This is a genomic window from Dyella marensis, from assembly GCF_049532885.1.
Lineage (GTDB): Bacteria > Pseudomonadota > Gammaproteobacteria > Xanthomonadales > Rhodanobacteraceae > Dyella_D > Dyella_D marensis.
Genome location: NZ_CP064029.1, coordinates 213,290 through 230,477, shown reverse-complemented (window position 1 = coordinate 230,477; position 17,188 = coordinate 213,290). Strand labels below are relative to the sequence as shown.

Annotated in this window: 17 protein-coding genes; 9 read left to right on the top strand and 8 right to left on the bottom strand. The window is 67.4% G+C overall.

Features of this window, described 5'->3' with window-relative positions:
- Positions 1 to 13 precede the first annotated feature (13 nt).
- Positions 14 to 1,045: an AI-2E family transporter gene (locus ISN75_RS00940; protein WP_167255094.1), complete on the bottom strand. Its 1,032-nt coding sequence runs from the start codon at positions 1,043 to 1,045 to the stop codon at positions 14 to 16.
- A gap of 166 nt (positions 1,046 to 1,211) precedes the next feature.
- Here ISN75_RS00940 and ISN75_RS00935 point away from each other — a divergent pair, with 166 nt between their 5' ends.
- The 5 genes from ISN75_RS00935 to ubiE all read left to right on the top strand — a co-directional run bounded on the left by ISN75_RS00935 (position 1,212) and on the right by ubiE (position 8,347).
- A complete protein-coding gene (locus ISN75_RS00935; RefSeq protein WP_343819214.1) occupies positions 1,212 to 2,102 on the top strand; it encodes a 5'-nucleotidase, lipoprotein e(P4) family in 891 nt (296 codons plus the stop codon).
- 338 nt (positions 2,103 to 2,440) lie between these two features.
- Positions 2,441 to 3,409 (top strand): hypothetical protein, encoded by a 969-nt coding sequence (locus ISN75_RS00930; protein WP_168648897.1) that lies wholly within the window; start codon positions 2,441 to 2,443, stop codon positions 3,407 to 3,409.
- Positions 3,410 to 3,470: 61 nt separating this feature from the next.
- The gene (gene plsB, locus ISN75_RS00925; protein ID WP_343819215.1) at positions 3,471 to 6,128 is read left to right on the top strand and encodes a glycerol-3-phosphate 1-O-acyltransferase PlsB; all 2,658 of its coding nucleotides are present in this window, start codon (positions 3,471 to 3,473) and stop codon (positions 6,126 to 6,128) included.
- Positions 6,129 to 6,186: 58 nt separating this feature from the next.
- Positions 6,187 to 7,545 carry a metal-dependent hydrolase family protein gene (locus tag ISN75_RS00920; protein ID WP_168648899.1) on the top strand — a complete coding sequence of 453 codons (1,359 nt, stop codon included), beginning with the start codon at positions 6,187 to 6,189 and terminating at the stop codon, positions 7,543 to 7,545.
- A gap of 46 nt (positions 7,546 to 7,591) precedes the next feature.
- Positions 7,592 to 8,347: a bifunctional demethylmenaquinone methyltransferase/2-methoxy-6-polyprenyl-1,4-benzoquinol methylase UbiE gene (ubiE, locus tag ISN75_RS00915; protein WP_343819216.1), complete on the top strand. Its 756-nt coding sequence runs from the start codon at positions 7,592 to 7,594 to the stop codon at positions 8,345 to 8,347.
- A 14-nt stretch (positions 8,348 to 8,361) separates the two neighbouring features.
- Here the strand turns inward: ubiE and ISN75_RS00910 are convergent, their stop codons facing one another.
- From ISN75_RS00910 to ISN75_RS00895, 4 genes are all read right to left on the bottom strand, one after another.
- On the bottom strand, positions 8,362 to 9,393 hold the full coding sequence (locus ISN75_RS00910; RefSeq protein ID WP_343819217.1) for a sensor domain-containing diguanylate cyclase: 1,032 nt from the start codon (positions 9,391 to 9,393) through the stop codon (positions 8,362 to 8,364).
- Between the two features lie 146 nt (positions 9,394 to 9,539).
- Positions 9,540 to 10,064, bottom strand: a complete 525-nt coding sequence (locus tag ISN75_RS00905; RefSeq protein ID WP_167255079.1) for a hypothetical protein — start codon at positions 10,062 to 10,064, stop codon at positions 9,540 to 9,542.
- A 340-nt stretch (positions 10,065 to 10,404) separates the two neighbouring features.
- On the bottom strand, positions 10,405 to 11,124 hold the full coding sequence (locus ISN75_RS00900; RefSeq protein WP_343819218.1) for an RES domain-containing protein: 720 nt from the start codon (positions 11,122 to 11,124) through the stop codon (positions 10,405 to 10,407).
- Entirely contained in the window at positions 11,111 to 12,097 is a 987-nt protein-coding gene (locus tag ISN75_RS00895; protein WP_423385117.1) for a hypothetical protein, read from the bottom strand. The genes ISN75_RS00900 and ISN75_RS00895 overlap by 14 nt, the downstream gene beginning before the upstream one ends.
- A 307-nt stretch (positions 12,098 to 12,404) precedes the next feature.
- On the opposite strand from ISN75_RS00895, the gene ISN75_RS00890 reads away from it, so the two are divergent.
- From ISN75_RS00890 to ISN75_RS00880, 3 genes are read left to right on the top strand one after another with little or no spacing between them, the layout of a single operon-like run.
- Positions 12,405 to 13,040 carry a TMEM175 family protein gene (locus tag ISN75_RS00890; RefSeq protein ID WP_167255074.1) on the top strand — a complete coding sequence of 212 codons (636 nt, stop codon included), beginning with the start codon at positions 12,405 to 12,407 and terminating at the stop codon, positions 13,038 to 13,040.
- 17 nt (positions 13,041 to 13,057) lie between these two features.
- Entirely contained in the window at positions 13,058 to 13,717 is a 660-nt protein-coding gene (locus ISN75_RS00885) for a Pr6Pr family membrane protein (RefSeq protein WP_167255072.1), read from the top strand.
- Positions 13,718 to 13,775: 58 nt separating this feature from the next.
- Positions 13,776 to 14,318: an NMCC_0638 family (lipo)protein gene (locus ISN75_RS00880; protein WP_343819220.1), complete on the top strand. Its 543-nt coding sequence runs from the start codon at positions 13,776 to 13,778 to the stop codon at positions 14,316 to 14,318.
- Between the two features lie 5 nt (positions 14,319 to 14,323).
- On the opposite strand, the gene ISN75_RS00875 is transcribed toward ISN75_RS00880, so the two are convergent.
- From ISN75_RS00875 to ISN75_RS00865, 3 genes are all read right to left on the bottom strand, one after another.
- Positions 14,324 to 15,010, bottom strand: coding sequence for a glutathione S-transferase family protein (locus tag ISN75_RS00875; protein WP_343819221.1), 687 nt, complete (start codon positions 15,008 to 15,010; stop codon positions 14,324 to 14,326).
- Positions 15,011 to 15,305: 295 nt separating this feature from the next.
- Positions 15,306 to 15,602: a cupin domain-containing protein gene (locus ISN75_RS00870; RefSeq protein ID WP_343819222.1), complete on the bottom strand. Its 297-nt coding sequence runs from the start codon at positions 15,600 to 15,602 to the stop codon at positions 15,306 to 15,308.
- A 7-nt stretch (positions 15,603 to 15,609) separates the two neighbouring features.
- Complete coding sequence (locus ISN75_RS00865; protein WP_343819223.1) at positions 15,610 to 16,539, bottom strand: DMT family transporter; 930 nt, start codon at positions 16,537 to 16,539, stop codon at positions 15,610 to 15,612.
- A gap of 111 nt (positions 16,540 to 16,650) precedes the next feature.
- Here ISN75_RS00865 and ISN75_RS00860 point away from each other — a divergent pair, with 111 nt between their 5' ends.
- Complete coding sequence (locus ISN75_RS00860; protein WP_167255062.1) at positions 16,651 to 17,157, top strand: Lrp/AsnC family transcriptional regulator; 507 nt, start codon at positions 16,651 to 16,653, stop codon at positions 17,155 to 17,157.
- Positions 17,158 to 17,188 lie beyond the last annotated feature (31 nt).

The window sequence follows — 17,188 nt, the reverse complement described above, 5'->3', positions numbered from 1 at the left end:
AGGGACTGCGCGATTAAATCAGCCGCTCCGCCTCCAACTCACTCTTGAGATACGCATAGTAAATCGGCGCCGCCACCAACCCCGGCAGCCCGAATGCCGCCTCCACCAGCAACATCGCCACCAGCAATTCCCACGCACGCGAACGGATCTGCGTCCCGACGATGCGCGCGTTGAGGAAGTACTCCAGCTTGTGGATCAGGATCAGGAAACCCAGCGCCGCCACACCCACGCCCAGCGATACCGACAGTCCGGCGATGGTGATGGCGGTGTTGGAGATCAGGTTGCCGATCACCGGCAGCAGGCCGACGATGAAGGTGAGTACCACCAGGGTCTTGGCCAGCGGGATGTGATAGCCCATCAAGGGCATCACGCCGAGCAGGAAGATCGCGGTGAACACCGTGTTGATCAGCGAGATCTTGATCTGCGCGAACACGATGTTGTGGAAGGCCTCGGCCAGGCGCTGGCAGCGCAGGCCGAGCGCGGCGGCCAGCGGGCCGACCTGGTGCGCGGGGCGCGTGCGGCTGAGCGCGACGATGCCGCCCAGCACCATGCCGATGATGATGTGCACCAGCACGCGGGCGGTTTCCTTGCCCAGCGACTGCAGGCTTACCGAGTGCTTGTGGGTGAGTTCCAGCGCCATCACGCGCAGCTCGTCCACGCTGTCCGGCAGCCAGCCCACCACGGCGGCGGGCAGCTGCTGGCGGGCTTTTTCCACCAGCGGCATCAGCTGGTCCTGCCACAGCAGTTCCGGGTTGCCCAGCTCGGTGCGGAAGAAGCTCAGCGCGCCGAGAATCAGCAGGATCAACAGGCCGACCACGATCACCGCCAGCAGCGCCACCACCAGCACGCGCGCGCGGTCGCCGGGGATGCGCTTGCCGAGCAGCGGCGCGCTCGATTGCACGATCTCGTACACCAGCAACCCGGCGAACAGCGCCGGCAGCAGGCGCAGGCACAGCACCAGCAGCAGGGCGGCGCCGGCCAGCACATAGGTGGTGATGCGGATCGGCAGGCTGGGCTGGCGAGGCTGGGGCAGGCTGGTTTCCATGCGGGCTTGGGGCAGTCCAGGGAGCCCGCAGTCTGTCAGCAGCGCATGGCGGTCGCCACCCCGGGAAGGCAGGGGTGGGAGCGTGGCTTCAGGAAAGCCGGCAGGGCCTTTCCCCTGGCGTAAACTGCGGCGATTCTGTCCGCTCGCTTTATCTACAGGGAAAACCATGCGTATTCGTCTGACGGCGTCATTCGCCGCCCTTGCCCTGCTCGCCGGCTGCTCGGCTCAGCATGCCACCAAGCCGTCCGCTGTTGCGCCAGCCGCGCAGGCTGCGGCCGCCAGGCCCGCCGCCGACGACAACCTCAACGCCGTGGCCTGGTCGCAAAGCGCGATCGAGCACGACCTGATCTACCTGCAGACCTACCGCGACGCCCAGGCCCGCCTGCCGGCCGCGCTGAAGGACAGGAGCTGGGACGCGCTGAGCAAGGAAGACCGCGCCGCGCCGCTGAAGAACCAGAAGCCCGCGGTGGTGCTGGATATCGACGAAACCGTGCTGGACAACTCGCCCTACCAGGCGCGCCTGATCCGCAGCGGCGGCGAATTCAACGAGGCCGACTGGGCCGCCTGGTGCAAGGAGCAGAAAGCGCGCGCCCTGCCGGGCGTGGTGGAGTTCACCCAGTTCGCTGCCAAGCATGGTGTGGCCGTGATCTATATCTCCAACCGCGCCAAGGATCTGGACGAAGCGACCCTGGGCAATCTGCGCAAGGCGGGCCTGCCGGTGTCCGGCCCGGAAGCCTTCCTGGGCCTGGGCACCTTCGTGCAGGACTGCGAGCAGATCGGCACCGAAAAGGGCTGCCGCCGTCAGCAGATCAGCAAGAAATATCGGGTTTTGATGCAATTTGGCGACCAGATCGGCGATTTTGTCACCGTACTGGCCAACAACGCCGAGGGCCGCAGCAAGGCCATGGCGCCGTATCTGAACTGGGTCGGCACGCGTTGGTTCGTGCTGCCGAACGCCACCTATGGCTCCTGGGAGCCGGCCCTGTTCAACAACGACTGGTCCGCCCCGCGCGAAGAGCGGCATCGCTTGAAAGTCAACGCCTTGCGCGTGGACTGAGATTCTCGAACACGAACAATCAATGACTTAGCGCATCTAACGAAAGTGTTGCCTTAGCTTTCAGGATGCGGTTAAGATCGCCGCGCCGACCCTGCTGCTGACCACAGATTCTGCGGGCAAGGCCATTTCCCTTCCGGCTCTGCCGGATTACCCCGCGAGGCCCAACGCCCGCGGGGTTTTCTTTTGCGCGGTTCACGGATCGTGAACGGCGCAGCGGATTTGGCACCCTCTGCCCTTGTCTCGCCGAAGCGGGCGCCCTTACGCTCCGCCGCTCATCGTCCTGCCCGCCTGGTCCTACCCACCGACGGTGCGGCGATCCACTCCGCGAGATCCCTCCCATGCGTCATCGTCCGCTCCGTCTTCTACTGCCCGGGCTGCTGGCCGTGGCCGCATTGGCGGCCTGCCATGACAAGGACAAGCAGAAGGAAGCCGAACTCACCGGCGGCGCCACGCCGGAGGCGGCGATCCAGGACGAAGTGAAGCTGATCCGCGCCGGCGACTTCGCCGGCTTCTGGAAGCACTCCCTGCCCGCGGCCGACTACGCCACCCTGCGCGCCGACTGGCCGCGCGAGCACGCCGTCGAACCGCCCAGCGCGGAGGACCGCGCGCAGTTCGAGGCGAAGATGAAGGAGCTCACCGAGCCCGGCGCCGAGGACAAGCTCTATGCGGAAGCCAGGCCCAAGCTCGCCCAGCTGCAGCAGCAGTACAGCGACCAGCTGCCGGTGATGCTCGGCATCGGCCAGGGCATCGCGCGTACCGCGATCGATCAAAGCCACGCCATGACGGCGGTGCAGAAGAAGCAGGCCAACGACGTGCTCGACGTAGTGGTGCCCTGGGCACAGCAGCAGTCGTGGTTCGACCAGGCCAAGGCCAGGCAGGCGATCGCCACCCTGGTAGCCACCGCGCGCAAGCTCGACATCAAACATGCCGACCAGCTGCGGGCGCTGGATTTCGACACCGCCATGCAGAAGTACAGCACCGGCTATCTCGGCCTGCGCGACGTGCTGGCCATCTACGGCCTGTCGCTGGACCAGGCGCTGGATTCGGTGAAGGTGACCACGCTGGAAAACGCCTACGGCTATGCGCGGGTGAAGATCGACTACGTGCTGCTGGGCAAGCCGCTCAGCACCGAGTCCACCCTGATGCAGCAGGACGGCCGCTGGTACAGCGAAGACCTGCTGAAGAACGTGCGCGATGCGCATCAGCGCCTGAGCACGCCCGCCGTCGCGGCGAGTGCGCCGATGCCGGCAGCTGCGGCCAGCACGCATGCGGCCACCGCGCCGGCGACCGCACCGCCCAAGCGTTAAGAGCTCGTTGCCCCAAACCCCGCCTACCGGAACGGGCGGGTTCACCCGGTACAATGCGCGGATGCTGAACATGTCGACCGCGGAACTTCCCGCCCGCAGCCGTGCGCCCTGGTGGTTCAACCTGGCCGGGCAATTGCTCGAACCCTGGTTGCGCCTGCGGCGCGACCCGGCCGAACCCGCGACCCTGCTCAAGCCCGGCCTGCCGGTGTGCTACGTGGTGGAACGCGATGGTTTCTCCGACGCGCTGATCCTGGAACGCGCCTGCCGCGAAGCCGGCCTGCCCAGCCCCATGCAGCCGCTGCAGGGCACGCGCCGCCGCCGCTCGATGTTCGCGCTGGTGCGCCGTGACGGCTGGCTGTTCGGCCGCAACCGCCACCGTGCGCCCACCGAAACGCTGAGCCAGCTGGTGCGTACGCTGGAGGCCGACCCGGAGCGCGACATCCAGATCGTGCCGGTGTCCATCTATGTGGGCCGCGCGCCGAACCGCGAGTCCGGCTGGTTCAGCGTGCTGTTCTCCGAGAACTGGGTGATGGTCGGCCGCTTCCGCCGCCTGATCGCGCTGCTGCTCAACGGCCGCGACACCGTGGTGCATTTCTCCACGCCCGTGTCGCTGCGCTCGGTGATGACCGAAGCGGGCGACATCCAGCAGCCGGAGCGTTTCGCGCGCAAGATCGCCCGCGTGCTGCGCACGCATTTCCGGCGCATCCGCGCGGCCGTGATCGGACCCGACCTTTCGCACCGCCGCACCGTGGTCGACTCCGTGCTCAATGCGGAGCCGGTCCGCGACGCCATCGCCGCCACCGCGGCGCGCGAGAACATCAGCCCCGCCAAGGCCTGGCGCAAGGCGCACGACATGGCGATGGAAGTCGCCGCCGACTACTCGCACCCGGTGGTGCGCTCGGTGTCGTTCCTGCTCTCCAATTTCTGGAACAAGCTGTACGACGGCATCGCCATGCATCACTTCGACAAGGTCCGCGCCGCCGCGCCGGGCCACGAAGTGGTGTACGTGCCCTGCCACCGCAGCCATGCCGACTACCTGCTGCTGAGCTATCAGCTGCACCAGGCCGGCGTGGTGGTGCCGCACATCGCCGCGGGCGTGAACCTCAACCTGCCGGTGATCGGCCCGCTGCTGCGCCGCGGCGGCGCGTTCTTCCTGCGCCGCAGCTTCAAGGGCAATGCGCTGTACTCGGTGGTGTTCAACGAATACCTGGCGCAGCTGATCGACCGCGGCGTGCCGATCGAGTACTTCATCGAAGGCGGCCGCTCCCGCACCGGCCGCCTGCTGGCGCCGCGCGCCGGCATGCTGGTGATGACCGTGCGCGCCTTCCTGCGCGCGCCGCGCCGCCCGGTGCTGTTCCAGCCGGTGTACATCGGCTACGAGAAGCTGATGGAAGGCAAGAGCTACGTAGGTGAGCTGTCCGGCAAGGCCAAGGAAAAGGAATCGCTGATCGGCCTGCTGCGCGGCCTGAAAGTGCTGCGCCAGCGCTACGGCCACGTCGCGCTCAACTTCGGCGAACCGATCGAGCTCAATCCGCTGCTCGACGCCGCCAGTCCCGACTGGCGCACCGCCAGCGGCGATCCGGACGTCAAGCCGGAATGGCTCAACGGCCTGGTCGACGACCTGGCCGAGAAGATCCACGTCAACATCAATCGCGCCGCCGACGTCAATCCGATCAACCTGCTGGCGCTGGCCCTGCTGGCCACGCCCAAGCACGCGATGGCGGAAAACGATCTGCTCGCCCAGCTGGAGCTGATGAAGGCGCTGCTGGAAGAGCTGCCCTATTCCGACCGCATGACCCTCACCCCGATGGACCCGGCCAGCATCATCGCCTACGGCGAACAGATGGGCTGGATCAGCCGCGTGCGCCATCCGCTCGGCGACGTGCTGATGACCGAGGGCGAGCAGGCGGTGCTGCTCAGCTACTTCCGCAACAACGTGCTGCACTTGATGGCCACCGCCGCGTGGGTGGCTTGCTGCTTCCTCAACAACCGCCGCATGACGCGCGCCTCGGTGCTGCGCCTGGGCCGCATCATCTATCCCTTCATCCAGGGCGAGCTGTTCCTGCCGTGGGATGCGGACGGCTTCGGCCAGCAAGTGCAGGCCACCATCGATTTCTTCGTGCGCCGCGGCCTGCTGGAAGCCACCAGCGAAGGCCGCGTGCTGGAACGCGGCCCCGGCCAGGACGATGCCGCCTACCAATTGCGCGCCATCGCGCGCAGCCTGATCCAGGCCTTCGAGCGCTACTACATCACCATCGCCGCGCTGGTGAAGAACGGCCCGCACGTGCTCACGCCGGCGGAGCTGGAGAACGCCTGCACGCTCACCGCGCAGCGCCTGGCCCTGCTCAACGAGCTGTCCGCGCCGGAGTTCTTCGACAAGGCGCTGTTCCGCGGCTTTATCCAGAAGCTGCGCGAGAGCCGCATCATCTGGACCGACGAAGGCGGCAAGCTCGATTACGACACCGCGCTGGAAGTGATGGTGCGCGATGCGCGCGTGATCCTTGCGCGCGAAGTGCGCCATTCCATTCTCAAGATGACGCCCGGCGGCGACAGCGAGAAGGACGAGCAGCGTCCCGCGCCCCTGGCCGAAGAAGCCGTACAGACGGCCGAACCGCCGGCCGCCGGGCCGCCCGCGGCCGACGAGCCGACCACCAGCGAAACCCTGCACGAGCGCCACGTCGACACGGAACGGCACGAGCACCACAAGCCGCAGCCATAAGCGGATGGCGGCGGACCTCCGGTCCGCCTAGGATGCGGCTTCCGCCAAGGAGGTCGCCATGCACGCCCGTCTCGCCTTCGCAGTCGCCGCCGTCGCCATGCTTCCGCTGACCGTGCGGGCGCAGGAAGCTCCGCCAGCCGGCGGCCACGACCTCAGCGTGCTGCGCTGCGCGCGGCTGTTCGATCCGGCGGCGGGCAAGATGCTCGGCCAGTCCACGCTGATCGTCGAGGATGGCCGCATCAAGGAAATCCGCAGCGGCGCGGTCGACCCCGAGCCGTATCGCCAGGCCGCCGCGGGCCGGCGCTTCGCCTACGTCGATACTGGCGACAGCACCTGCCTGCCCGGCCTGATCGACTCGCACACCCACCTCACCTCCGAAACCAGCCCCACCGGCTTCACCGACCAGTTCCGCTGGAACGTCGCCGACTACGCCGTGCGCTCCACCGTCTATGCGCGGCGCACCCTGCTGGCCGGCTTCACCACGGTGCGCAACCTGGGCGACGGCCAGAACGAATCGATCGCGCTGCGCAATGCCATCAATGCCGGCGTGGTGGTGGGCCCGCGCATCTTCACCGCCGGCAAGCCGATCGGCTCCACCGGCGGCCATGCCGACCCCACCGACGGCTACCGCATGGACCTTGCCGGCGACCCGGGCATCAAGGACGGCATCGTCAACAGCCCGGAAGACGCCGTCAAAGCCGTGCGCCAGCATTACAAGGACGGCGTGGACTTGCTGAAGATCATGCCCTCCGGCGGCGTGCTGGACGAAAGCGCCAGCGTGGACAACGCGCAGATGACCATCGAGGAGATCAAGGCCGTGGTCACCGCCGCGCACGACTATGGCTACACCGTCGCCGCACACGCGCACGGCGCCGAGGCGATCCGCCGCGCGGTGCTGGCCGGCGTCGACTCGATCGAGCACGGCACCTTCATGAACGACGAGGACATGCAGCTGATGAAGCAGCACGGCACCTGGTACGTGCCCACCATCACCGCCGGCAAGTACGTGCAGCAGATGGCTGGAAAGCCCGGCTACTACCCGCCCCAGGTGGCGGCCAAGGCGAAGCAGGTCGGGCCGATCATCCAGGCCACCGCGGGCAAGGCGTACAAGGCCGGGGTGAAGATCGCCTTCGGCACCGATGCCGCGGTCTATCCGCACGGCCAGAACGCGCGCGAATTCCAGTACATGGTGGAGGCCGGCATTCCGCCCGTGGCGGCGCTGCAGGCGGCAACCACCCACGCGGCCGAGCTGCTGCACAAGTCGGACGAACTGGGCCAGATCGCCCCGGGCCGCCATGCGGACGTTATCGCGGTACCCGGCAATCCACTGGACGACATCAAGGCCATGCAGCAGGTGAGCTTCGTGATGAAGGACGGGGTGATCTACAAGATGGACGGCAACGTTTTCGAGCCCTGAGACACCGGCCGGGGCGCCGGAACAGGCCATCCTGTAGCATATGCCCATGAGCGAACAGCAGCCCAAGACCACCCATTTCGGTTTCCGCGACGTCCCGGTCGGCGACAAGCAGAAGCTTGTCGGCCGCGTCTTCACCTCGGTGGCCGGCAGCTACGACCTGATGAACGACCTGATGTCGTTCGGCGTGCACCGCCTGTGGAAGCGCCATTTCGTGGCCATCGGCGGCGTGCGCAAGGGCGACCGCGTGCTGGACCTGGCCGGCGGCACCGGCGACATCGCCGCGCTGCTCAAGCCGGTGGTCGGCGCCGAGGGCGAGGTGGTGGTGGGCGACATCAACGCCGCCATGCTTACGGTCGGCCGCGACCGCCTCACCGACCGCGGCCTGGTCGGCGGCCTGCGCTGGGCCCAGCTCAACGCCGAATGCCTGCCGTTCCCGGACAACAGCTTCGATGCGGTGACCATGGCCTTCGGCCTGCGCAACGTCACCGACAAGGACAAGGCCCTGGCCGACATCTGCCGCGTGCTCAAGCCCGGCGGCCGTGCGCTGGTGCTGGAATTCTCCAAGGTGCAGAGCGAGCTGTTCGGCAAGCTGTACGACTTCCACTCGTTCAAGGTGCTGCCGAAGCTGGGCCAGCTGTTTGCGGGCGACGCCGACAGCTACCAGTACCTGGCCGAATCCATCCGCAAGCATCCGGACCAGCAGACGCTCAAGGGCATGATGGAGCGCGCCGGTTTCGGCAAGGTCGAGGTGCGCAACCTCACCAACGGGATCGTGGCGATCCACAAGGCCTACAAGCTGTAAGCCCCCGCGCGCGGTCAGGCGATGCCGGCCGCCATGCGCTTGCGCTGGCGCTTGTCCGCATACATGGCCGCATCGGCCTGCGCGATCAGGGCTTCGGCATCGTGCGCATCGCGCGTGGCGACGATCATGCCGATGCTGGGGCCGGCATAGTCGATCGCCGCACCGGCCAGTCCGAAGTGCCCCGACGTGGCGAGCTGCAGGCGCGCACGCATCGCCATCGCGGCGACCTCGGCATCGCTGTCATGCGGCGTGTGCGACAGCACCACGAATTCGTCGCCGCCCAGGCGCGCCACGAAATCCCCGGCGCGCAGGGCGCTCTGCAGGCGCCCGCCGATCGCGGCGAGGAACTGGTCGCCGACCTCGTGGCCGTAGCGGTCGTTGATCGCCTTGAACTTGTCGAGGTCGACGAAGGCCACCGCCAGCGCGCCGCCCTCGCGTCCCAGCGCGGCCAGCCGGCGCCGCATCTCTTCCATCAGCGCGCGGCGGTTAGGCAGATGGGTGGTGGCATCGGTCAGGGCGCTGACCGCCAGCGAATCGTTGGCCTGGCGCAAGGCGTGCACCAACCGCTCGCGCTCGATCTGCTGGCCGATCAGGCGCGAGAACATGTAGAGAATCTTTTCCGCGCCATCGGCCAGCGGCTTGCGCTCGCCGCTGGCGGCGCAGAGCGTGCCGTACAGCGTGCCGTCCTCGATGCGCACCGGCGTACTGGTGTAGGTGGCGATGCCCAGCGCCATCGCGGCTTCGGAGTCGGCCCAGCAATTGGCCACGTCGTCGGTGTAAAGCCGGCCTTCCTCCAGCGCGCGCTTGCACAGGGTGCCTTCCCAGGGCACTTCCAGGCCCTCCGGAATCTGCAGGCGCAAGGTATTGCGCGCGTACACCACGTGCTGCACGCCCGCCGTGGTGTCGATCCGCGTGAGGTAGGTGGATTCCAGGCCGGTCACCGCCTGCAGCAGTTCCAGCAGCGGACGGACCAGTTCCTCCAGCGATTGCGCGCCGGTAACGGAATCCGCAAGCACACTGACGAAATCGATGGATGCGTAGCTCATGGGGAGCGGCGATAACTTGCGGCGACGACTCTCATCGCATGGCTTCTGTCACAAAGGAAGGGCGGCCGCCGGTGACCATAAAACGCGCCGCCGTGTCTTGCAACGGCGGTGAGCGCGAACGGATTCACATCGACGACAGCCAGCCCTTACGGATTCGCCGGTGCGGGCAAGGCGCCGCGCAGCTCGCGCCGCATCGCAAACAGCGCCGCGATCCACAGCCCCACGCAAGCCATGAACACCGCAAACGCATTGCCCATCGGCTGCGGCATGCACATGCCCAGGATCGAGGTGAACACCAGCGCTGCGCCGAGCACGTAGAACTGCCGGAACGGAATGCCATACGCCATCGGCAGGAAGTGCAGGCCGGCGACCAGCGCAATCGCCGCGAGCTTCAGTTCCGGATGACCGAGGTTATTGGCCACGTTGATCGCGATCAGGATGCCGACGCCCTCGCCGATCGTGGCCCACTGCACCACCTTCTCGGCACGCTGCGTGAGCTTGCGGATCTGCCCTTCCCTGGAAATGGCCCGATGCACGCTGCGCGCATACACCGCGAACACCGCTACCGGTATCGCCAGGTACGGACTGCGCGCGCTGTCGAGCTGGACGATGCCGGCGACGGCGAACACCGTGCCCCAGAAACTCATGATCATCGCGCCCCAAAAGCCCATGCCGCCTTCCCCTTCCTGGTGATTGTCGATCGAACGATGGCTGCCATCGGCTGCGCGAAGCCGGCGTGGCTCGCGCAGTGACGGTTGATCTGCAGATGTTCCCCTTGGCTCTGCGGCCCTGGCAGCGATGGCGCTGCCACTGGGTGGAGAGGTCCAGCTTCACCATGCGCCATGGCGGCCCACAACAGAAAGCCTGCGACTTACGCGGAGCATTCGCTTCGGGCAGGGCCGCCGCATCGGTGATGCTGCGTATCTCATCATGCCGGCGGGACGCGCCCCAATCGCCGGCGTCATCGGGAAGATATGACAGGCGTCAGGACGCCGGATGGTGCGTGCCTGTTCAGATCGCACCCGGCTCCGGTTCGTAGTCGCCGCCGGCCGGATCGGCCAGCCACGCGTATCCCGCATGGGCCAGCGCATCGGCAATGAAAGCCTCGCCTTGCGGCGTATCGAGTGCGATGACCTGGATCAGCGACCAGTCCTCGCGCTGAAACGGCGGCTCGTAAAGCAGATAGACCACGGCATGCGGCGCCTGGATCGACGGCCAGCTCAGCCCGCCATGCTCGAAGCCCGCCGCCCGCACCTGCTCGTAGACGGCCAGCGCCGCCGCGTGGGTATCGCGATGGTCGGCGGTACTGATCAGCTCGCGCCAGCGCCCCTCGCGCCACGAATCCGGGTCCGGCACCACGATGCGCCGATCCGGCAGCCCCAAGGGAATGATGTCCAGTGGACGGCGCAGCTCCACCAGCGCAAGGCACTGCCCCCGTAATTTGTGCCGAGGAAGATAGACCTGGCGCTTCGGATAGATGGCGGCATGGCGCAGCAGCGCCTCGAACAGCGCACCCGCCGACGTGGTCGCCGCGTAGAACATGCCTAGCGCCGGAGCCCTGGCCACCAGCGCCGGTTGAATGGCCATGCGCGCGGTGGAGCGCGGATTCGCGCTCAGCGGATCGACCGGACTGCCGTCCTGCAGCCGCGCCGGATGCACGCGTGCGTAGATCGTCGCGGGCATCGTGTCGAAAGCGATCCGCTCGAGCAGTGCGTCCTCACCATGCGTCATGCGTGTCCGCCCCCGTCATGGCGCGAGCGGCCTCGATCACTGCGGCGGGCTCGGTGGCGAAGACGTCCGCGGGCGCACGCGCCGCGCCGTTCGCGCCGGCGAGAGCCAGCGTCGGGCCATGCAGCCAGAAGGCGCGGCGCCAGCCGCCCTTGTCCGCTTCGGGGGTGAAGTCCGGATTCGCCGACAAGGCGGCCAGCAGCTCCTTGACGAAGGGCCGGATCGCCCCGGTCTCGTCGAACTGGAACGTCGGATGGCGGAACGTGCGCTCGTTGGCGGACCAGACGCCGAACAGCTCGCCGCGGTCGCGGCGGTCCTTCGCCCACTGGCCCTTGTTGCCGGCCTTGCTGCCATGGCTTTCGCCGACCTCCGCCGAGGTCGGCCAGCCCAGGCCGAGCAGCTGGTCGCGCAGCGCGGCCGAAGCCTGGACGGGTGTCCGCGCCGGTGCGCTGATCGCGACAGGGCTGGTTTCGGCTTCGATGGCTGTCGCGGCACGGAAGCTCCGGCTGAAACCTTCGAACAGCGAACGCAGCGTGGCGCTGGGATCGTACTGTTCGATCTCGAACAGCACGCCGGACGACGAGCCGGCCTGATCCGCACGCTTCAGCATGCGGCTTGCCCGCTCCGCAAGCTCGGTGGCGCGCACTTCCTGCACGGCCTGGTCGGCGAACAGTTCGAAGTAGCGGACTGCCTGCGGGCTCCTGTCCTGGCGAAGCCTGGGCGACTTGCCGGCGGCTGCCGGCTGATCGAACGCGTCCATGCGGCGGGTGGCCTCCAGCAGCTTTCTGGCCAGCTTCTCCAGCTCGGCGATCTCGGTCCTGCTCAACCAGTCGGCATCGCTGTCGGGACGGAACACCCGGAGCACGCCTTTGGAGTCCGGCCTGCCGAGGCCTGGCGACGCGGCTCCCGCGGAGCGGATGAAGGATGCCAGCGGCCGGCTGCCGAAACGAACGTCGCCATCGGCCGGAATTTCCATGATCGCCACGTGGCCATGGATGCTCATGTCGCGTCTCCTTCCAGCCATGGGGTACACGGCCGCATAAGCATGGTGCCCCATCTTATTCTCCTTATCAAGCTTATCCTGCATGAATCCCTCGGTTCCCATCTTAGGGCGGCCGGGCACGGCAAGGAATCACGAACACTCCCAAATATCGATTAAATTCATTGAGATAGATCGCACCGGCTCGTACACGTCTGAGCCGTGGCTGCCCGAAGGCCCGCTTCGCTAGACAACGCCCCCGCTCTCCCGCAGCATCCCGCCCGATCCAGGGGAGCCGCACCGCATGAGCAACAACGCCTCGCAACTCGAACGCCTCACTTTCTTTTCCGACGCCGTCTTCGCCATCGCCATCACCCTGCTGATCATCGAGGTGCACGTGCCGCACGTCGGCGCCATCGACGATGCGTCGTACTGGCAGGCGCTGGGCGAGCTGCGCGGGAGCCTGCTGGGTTTCATGCTGAGCTTCCTGGTGATCGGCCTGTTGTGGATGGCGCATCACCGCGTATTCGGATTGCTGCACGACTACAGCCCGAAGATCATGTGGCCGAACCTGCTGTTGCTGATGACGGTGGCCTTCATGCCCTTTGCCACCGCCTTGATGAGTTCCAATCCGCGGGCGCGCGTGCCGGAGCTGATTTATTCGGGCACCTTGCTGGCGGCTGGCCTGTTGCAGCGTCGCCTCTTCAACATGGCGCTGCGCTCGCCGCACGTGCGCACCGACGTGCCCACCGCGGAAGTCGAAGCCGCGCGCTGGCGCTCCTGGGGCCTGCCGACGACCGCCGCCCTGTCGCTGATCGCCGCGTGGTACGCGCCGGGCTGGAACAATTTCCTGCTGCTGGGCATTCCTGTCATGGTGCGGCTGTATGCTGCCGCCGGCCGGCGCCGCGCACTGCGCCAACAGGCGGTGGCCGGCGCCTGATCGCTTCCGGAGCCGGCATGTCCACACGCTTTCGCCTGTTCGCCGCCGCGGCCGCCGCGCTGGGGTGGTTCGCGCTGATCCTGCAGTGGCTGTTGTCGATCCAGTTGACCATGGCGAACGGACAAGGGGCGCTGGCCGGCACGTGGATCTTCTTCGGCTTCTACACGATCCTGACCAATATCCTGGTGGCGCTGGCCTTCACCGCCGGCGCGCTCGGACCGCGCGGAGCGTTCACCCGCTTCTTCCATCGCCCCGGCACCTGCACGGCGGTGGCGATGAGCATCGTGGTGGTCAGCGCGGTCTATAACGTGATGCTGCGGCAGCTGTGGCATCCGCAGGGCTGGCAGCTGTTCGCCGACGCCACGCTGCACGACGCCATGCCGCTGGCCTTCCTTGCGTATTGGTGGTTCGCGGTGCCGAAGGCCTCGCTGGCCTGGCGGCAGATCATCGCCTGGCAGGGTTATCCGGTCGCCTATTTCGCCTATGCGCTGGCACGCGGCGCGGTGAACGGCTGGTATCCCTATCCCTTCCTGGACGTCACCAGCCTGGGCTATGCGCAGGTGGTGATGAATGCGCTGCTGGTGCTGCTGTTCTTCATCGCCGTGGCGTTGGCGCTGGTGGCCTTGGCACGCTGGCAGGCACGCCGCGCGGCGCAGACAACCACCCAGCCCGCCTGACGCTTCCGTCACGCGCTTGCGGCAGAATGCGCGCACGCGCCAACCACCCCGGACCGCCATGCGTATCCTGTCGATCGGTTTCGCCCTGCTGCTCGTTACCGCGCCCGCGCTCGCCCAGGACGGCGATGCGGCGGCTTTTTTCGTCAAGCTCTACGCGGAAACGTGCATGAAGCACTACAGCAAGCCCGACACGCTGAAGGCGGAATTCGAGGCGGCCAAGACGCCGGAACTGCCCGCCTCCACCGCGGGTTTCTTCCTCGGGGGTATGCCTGGCAAGGCCTGGCCGCAACGCGGGCCGGGCCAGGGCCGTTTCGTGGTGTCGCTGCGTGATGACGGCATCTGTGCAGTGTTCGCGCAGCACGCGGATGACGTGGCCGTGGAAAAGGGCTTCCGGAATCTTGTATCCACAAGCCCGCCGCCACTTACCTCCGCCGCGGACAAGGACGAACACGCGATGTCGCCAACCGGTCCGATCCACACGCTGAGCTATACGTGGTCGCGCCCCGGCGACAACAGCGAGTTGCTGTTCACCCTGACCACCGCCGTCTCGCCGGATGCACCGGTGCAGGCCATGGCCTCGCTTGGGCTTACCAGGAAATAAGCGAATCAACTACCGGTTCGAAGGTCTTCCAGCCACTCGCCGGCGAGATGGGTGTGGTCCTCGTGATCGGTATCGCGCCACGGTTCGCGCAACGCCTCTTCGTACCAGCGGCGGCAGGAAGGCAAGGCGCGCAGGCGTTCCGCATAAGCGGCTGTTGCCGCGGACACCGGCAGGTCGTAGGTCTGGATGCGATACACCACCGGCGCGTAGAACGCATCGACGGCGCTGAAGCGCGCACCGGCAAGGAACGGCCCGCCGAAACGCTGCAACCCTTCCGTCCATAGCTCATCCAGCCGGGCCAGATCCGCCTTCAACGCTTCCGGCTGATGGAACAGCCGCACGCGGATGCCGCAGCTCATCGAGGCGTGCTCGCGCAGCGCGCCGAAACCGGCATGCATCTCCGCCGCCGCACAGCGGGCCCAGGCGCGCGCGGCCGGATCCTCCGGCCACACGCCCGGATGCCGCTCGGCCAGGTATTCGGCGATCCCCATCGAATCCCACAGCACCGTGTCGCCGTCGTGCAGGCACGGCACCTTGCCGTTCGGCGCGAAGCGGCGGAAGTTCGCCCAGTTATGGTTGCCTTCGAAGCGCACCAGCCGCTCCTCGAAAGGAATGCCCAGCTCGTGCAGCAGCAGCCAGGGGCGCATCGACCAGGACGAGTAGTTCTTGTTGGCGATGTAGAGGGTGTACATGCCGGCCTCTCCCCATGCGGCGTGGACTTGAGCGCCAAGCCTAAGCCGGAAGGCTGGGGAATGGCAGCCGCAAGGGTCGGCAAGCGCCTACGTGCCGCGCAGCAACCCTCGGCACGTACTTTCGGAATCGTTCGATTTCCCCTCTGGCGAAAAACAACTCAAGCCGAGGCATTGCGCGAATCCGTGGACGCCCTGGCGCTTGCGCTACCGCGTGGATGTGGTCGTGACACCAATGGACAGCCGCCGGATGGCCTACGGGCCCTGAGTCAGATCGGTCCGATCATCGGCCGCCAACTCAGGTATCGATGATCACCAAGGTGCCATGGCTCCCCGCCGCCACCGCATGCGGCACGCCCGCCGGCACCACGTACAGCTCGCCGGCACCGACGCGCACCACGGCGCCGCCGATCTCCAGCAGCATCTGCCCGTCGAGTACCAGCAGGCCTTCCGGGTAGTCGTGGCATTCGTCCGGATACGACGACGGGTCCATCCGCAGCACTTTCAGACGGGCGCCGCCGAAACGCGCCAGCACGTGCGACTTCCATGCCTGCGGCAGCTGGCCGGCGGCCTCGGCCAGGGCGATCAGCGTCATGCGCGCCTCAGCACGGCTTGGCCGGCGTGGCCGCCATCGACGCGGTGGACGCCGGCGCCGCCGGGCGCTTGCGCGCATTGGCCAGGATCACGCCGCCGACGGTGATCGCACCGCCCACCACGGTGAGCAGCGCCGGGCGCTCGCCCAGCCAGACCCAGCCGATCAGCACCGCGATCGGTGGCGAGAAGTAGATGAAGCTGCTCACCTGCGAAGCGGAAGCACGCTGCAGCGCCGCGTTCCACGCGATATAGCCGATGAAGGTGGGCGCGATGCCCAGCCACAGCAGCGAGCCGATATGCGCCATCGGCGCATGCGCCAGCGCATGCGGCAAGCCCAGGCCCAGCGGCAGCGCGGCCAGCGCGCCGGCGAAGAAGGTGAAGCCGGTGACGCCCAGCATGCTGTTGCGCGCGAACAGCGGCTTCTGGCCCACGAACAGCACCGCCGAACAGACCACGCTGACCAGCACCAGCGCCGCCATCGGCTCGAACTTCACGCCCTTGCCGCTGGCCAGCACCACCACCACCACGCCGATCAGGGCGATGCCTAAGCCGGTGAGCGTGCGCGCCGACAGCCGCTCGCGCAGCCACACCGCGGACAGCGCCGCGGTGGCGGCCGGGATCAGCGAGATGATGATCGCCGCCGTGCCGCTGGCGACGCGGGTTTCGGCGGTGTTGAGGCAGAAGTGGTAGGCGGTCAGGCCCAGCACGCCGAGCACCGCCAGCTGCGGCCAGTCCTTGCGCGCCGGCAGCGGCACGCGCTTGAACAGCAGCAGGGCGGCGAAGCACAGCGCGCCGATGCCCAAGCGCGCGAAAGCCACTTCGCCCGGGGTGAACGAACCCAGCGCGTGGGCGATCGCGGCATACGCCGAGGACCAGGTAAGCAGGGCGATGCCGATATAGGTCAGGGCGCGCCCGTCGAGGCGTTCCGGGGTGCTCATGGGGATGGTTCCTGGGGCGGAAACTAGTGGAAATCGTAGATCGGCGCCGGCCGCCCCGGAATGATGAATCAGCGTAGGATGGGCATGTTTCGCCAACGATCGAACCATTCCATGAACGCTCTTACCTTCGAATCGAAACCTACCTGGGACACCAAGGACTGGCAGATCCTGGAAGCCCTGCAGCAGGACGCCCGCCTGGGCTACGCCGAGCTGGGCCGCAAAGTGCGGCTCTCCGCGCCGGCCGTGGCCGAGCGGGTCAAGCGCCTGGAGGAAGCCGGCGTGATCACCGGCTACCGCGCCCAGGTCGATCCGCGCCGGCTCGGCTACGACATGGAGGCGATGATCCGCCTGCGCTGCGACGGCGGCACCTGCGCCCGCGTCGGCGCCCTGGTCGCCGGCATCCCCGAGGTACTCGACTGCCGCCGCCTGGCCGGCGAGGATTCCGCGCTGCTGCGCGTGGTGGCGATGTCGGTGCCGCACCTGGAAAACGTGCTGGACCGGTTGCTGAAGATCCATCCGAGCATCAGCACCACCACCCTGGTGGTGCTGCAGACCTCGCATGCCAACCGGCCGATCACGCAGGCGATGCGCAACGCGGCCAACGCCACGCTGGGTTGAATGCCCGGCGATCGCGCGGGTTATGCTCGCG

Bases quoted from the DNA above. Each gene is read 5' to 3' on its own strand.
- ISN75_RS00940 (WP_167255094.1), bottom strand. From the start codon at position 1,045: ATGGAAACCAGCCTGCCCCAGCCTCGCCAGCCCAGCCTGCCGATCCGC.
- ISN75_RS00935 (WP_343819214.1), top strand. From the start codon at position 1,212: ATGCGTATTCGTCTGACGGCGTCATTCGCCGCCCTTGCCCTGCTCGCC.
- ISN75_RS00930 (WP_168648897.1), top strand. From the start codon at position 2,441: ATGCGTCATCGTCCGCTCCGTCTTCTACTGCCCGGGCTGCTGGCCGTG.
- plsB (WP_343819215.1), top strand. From the start codon at position 3,471: ATGCTGAACATGTCGACCGCGGAACTTCCCGCCCGCAGCCGTGCGCCC.
- ISN75_RS00920 (WP_168648899.1), top strand. From the start codon at position 6,187: ATGCACGCCCGTCTCGCCTTCGCAGTCGCCGCCGTCGCCATGCTTCCG.
- ubiE (WP_343819216.1), top strand. From the start codon at position 7,592: ATGAGCGAACAGCAGCCCAAGACCACCCATTTCGGTTTCCGCGACGTC.
- ISN75_RS00910 (WP_343819217.1), bottom strand. From the start codon at position 9,393: ATGAGCTACGCATCCATCGATTTCGTCAGTGTGCTTGCGGATTCCGTT.
- ISN75_RS00905 (WP_167255079.1), bottom strand. From the start codon at position 10,064: ATGGGCTTTTGGGGCGCGATGATCATGAGTTTCTGGGGCACGGTGTTC.
- ISN75_RS00900 (WP_343819218.1), bottom strand. From the start codon at position 11,124: ATGACGCATGGTGAGGACGCACTGCTCGAGCGGATCGCTTTCGACACG.
- ISN75_RS00895 (WP_423385117.1), bottom strand. From the start codon at position 12,097: ATGGAAATTCCGGCCGATGGCGACGTTCGTTTCGGCAGCCGGCCGCTG.
- ISN75_RS00890 (WP_167255074.1), top strand. From the start codon at position 12,405: ATGAGCAACAACGCCTCGCAACTCGAACGCCTCACTTTCTTTTCCGAC.
- ISN75_RS00885 (WP_167255072.1), top strand. From the start codon at position 13,058: ATGTCCACACGCTTTCGCCTGTTCGCCGCCGCGGCCGCCGCGCTGGGG.
- ISN75_RS00880 (WP_343819220.1), top strand. From the start codon at position 13,776: ATGCGTATCCTGTCGATCGGTTTCGCCCTGCTGCTCGTTACCGCGCCC.
- ISN75_RS00875 (WP_343819221.1), bottom strand. From the start codon at position 15,010: ATGTACACCCTCTACATCGCCAACAAGAACTACTCGTCCTGGTCGATG.
- ISN75_RS00870 (WP_343819222.1), bottom strand. From the start codon at position 15,602: ATGACGCTGATCGCCCTGGCCGAGGCCGCCGGCCAGCTGCCGCAGGCA.
- ISN75_RS00865 (WP_343819223.1), bottom strand. From the start codon at position 16,539: ATGAGCACCCCGGAACGCCTCGACGGGCGCGCCCTGACCTATATCGGC.
- ISN75_RS00860 (WP_167255062.1), top strand. From the start codon at position 16,651: ATGAACGCTCTTACCTTCGAATCGAAACCTACCTGGGACACCAAGGAC.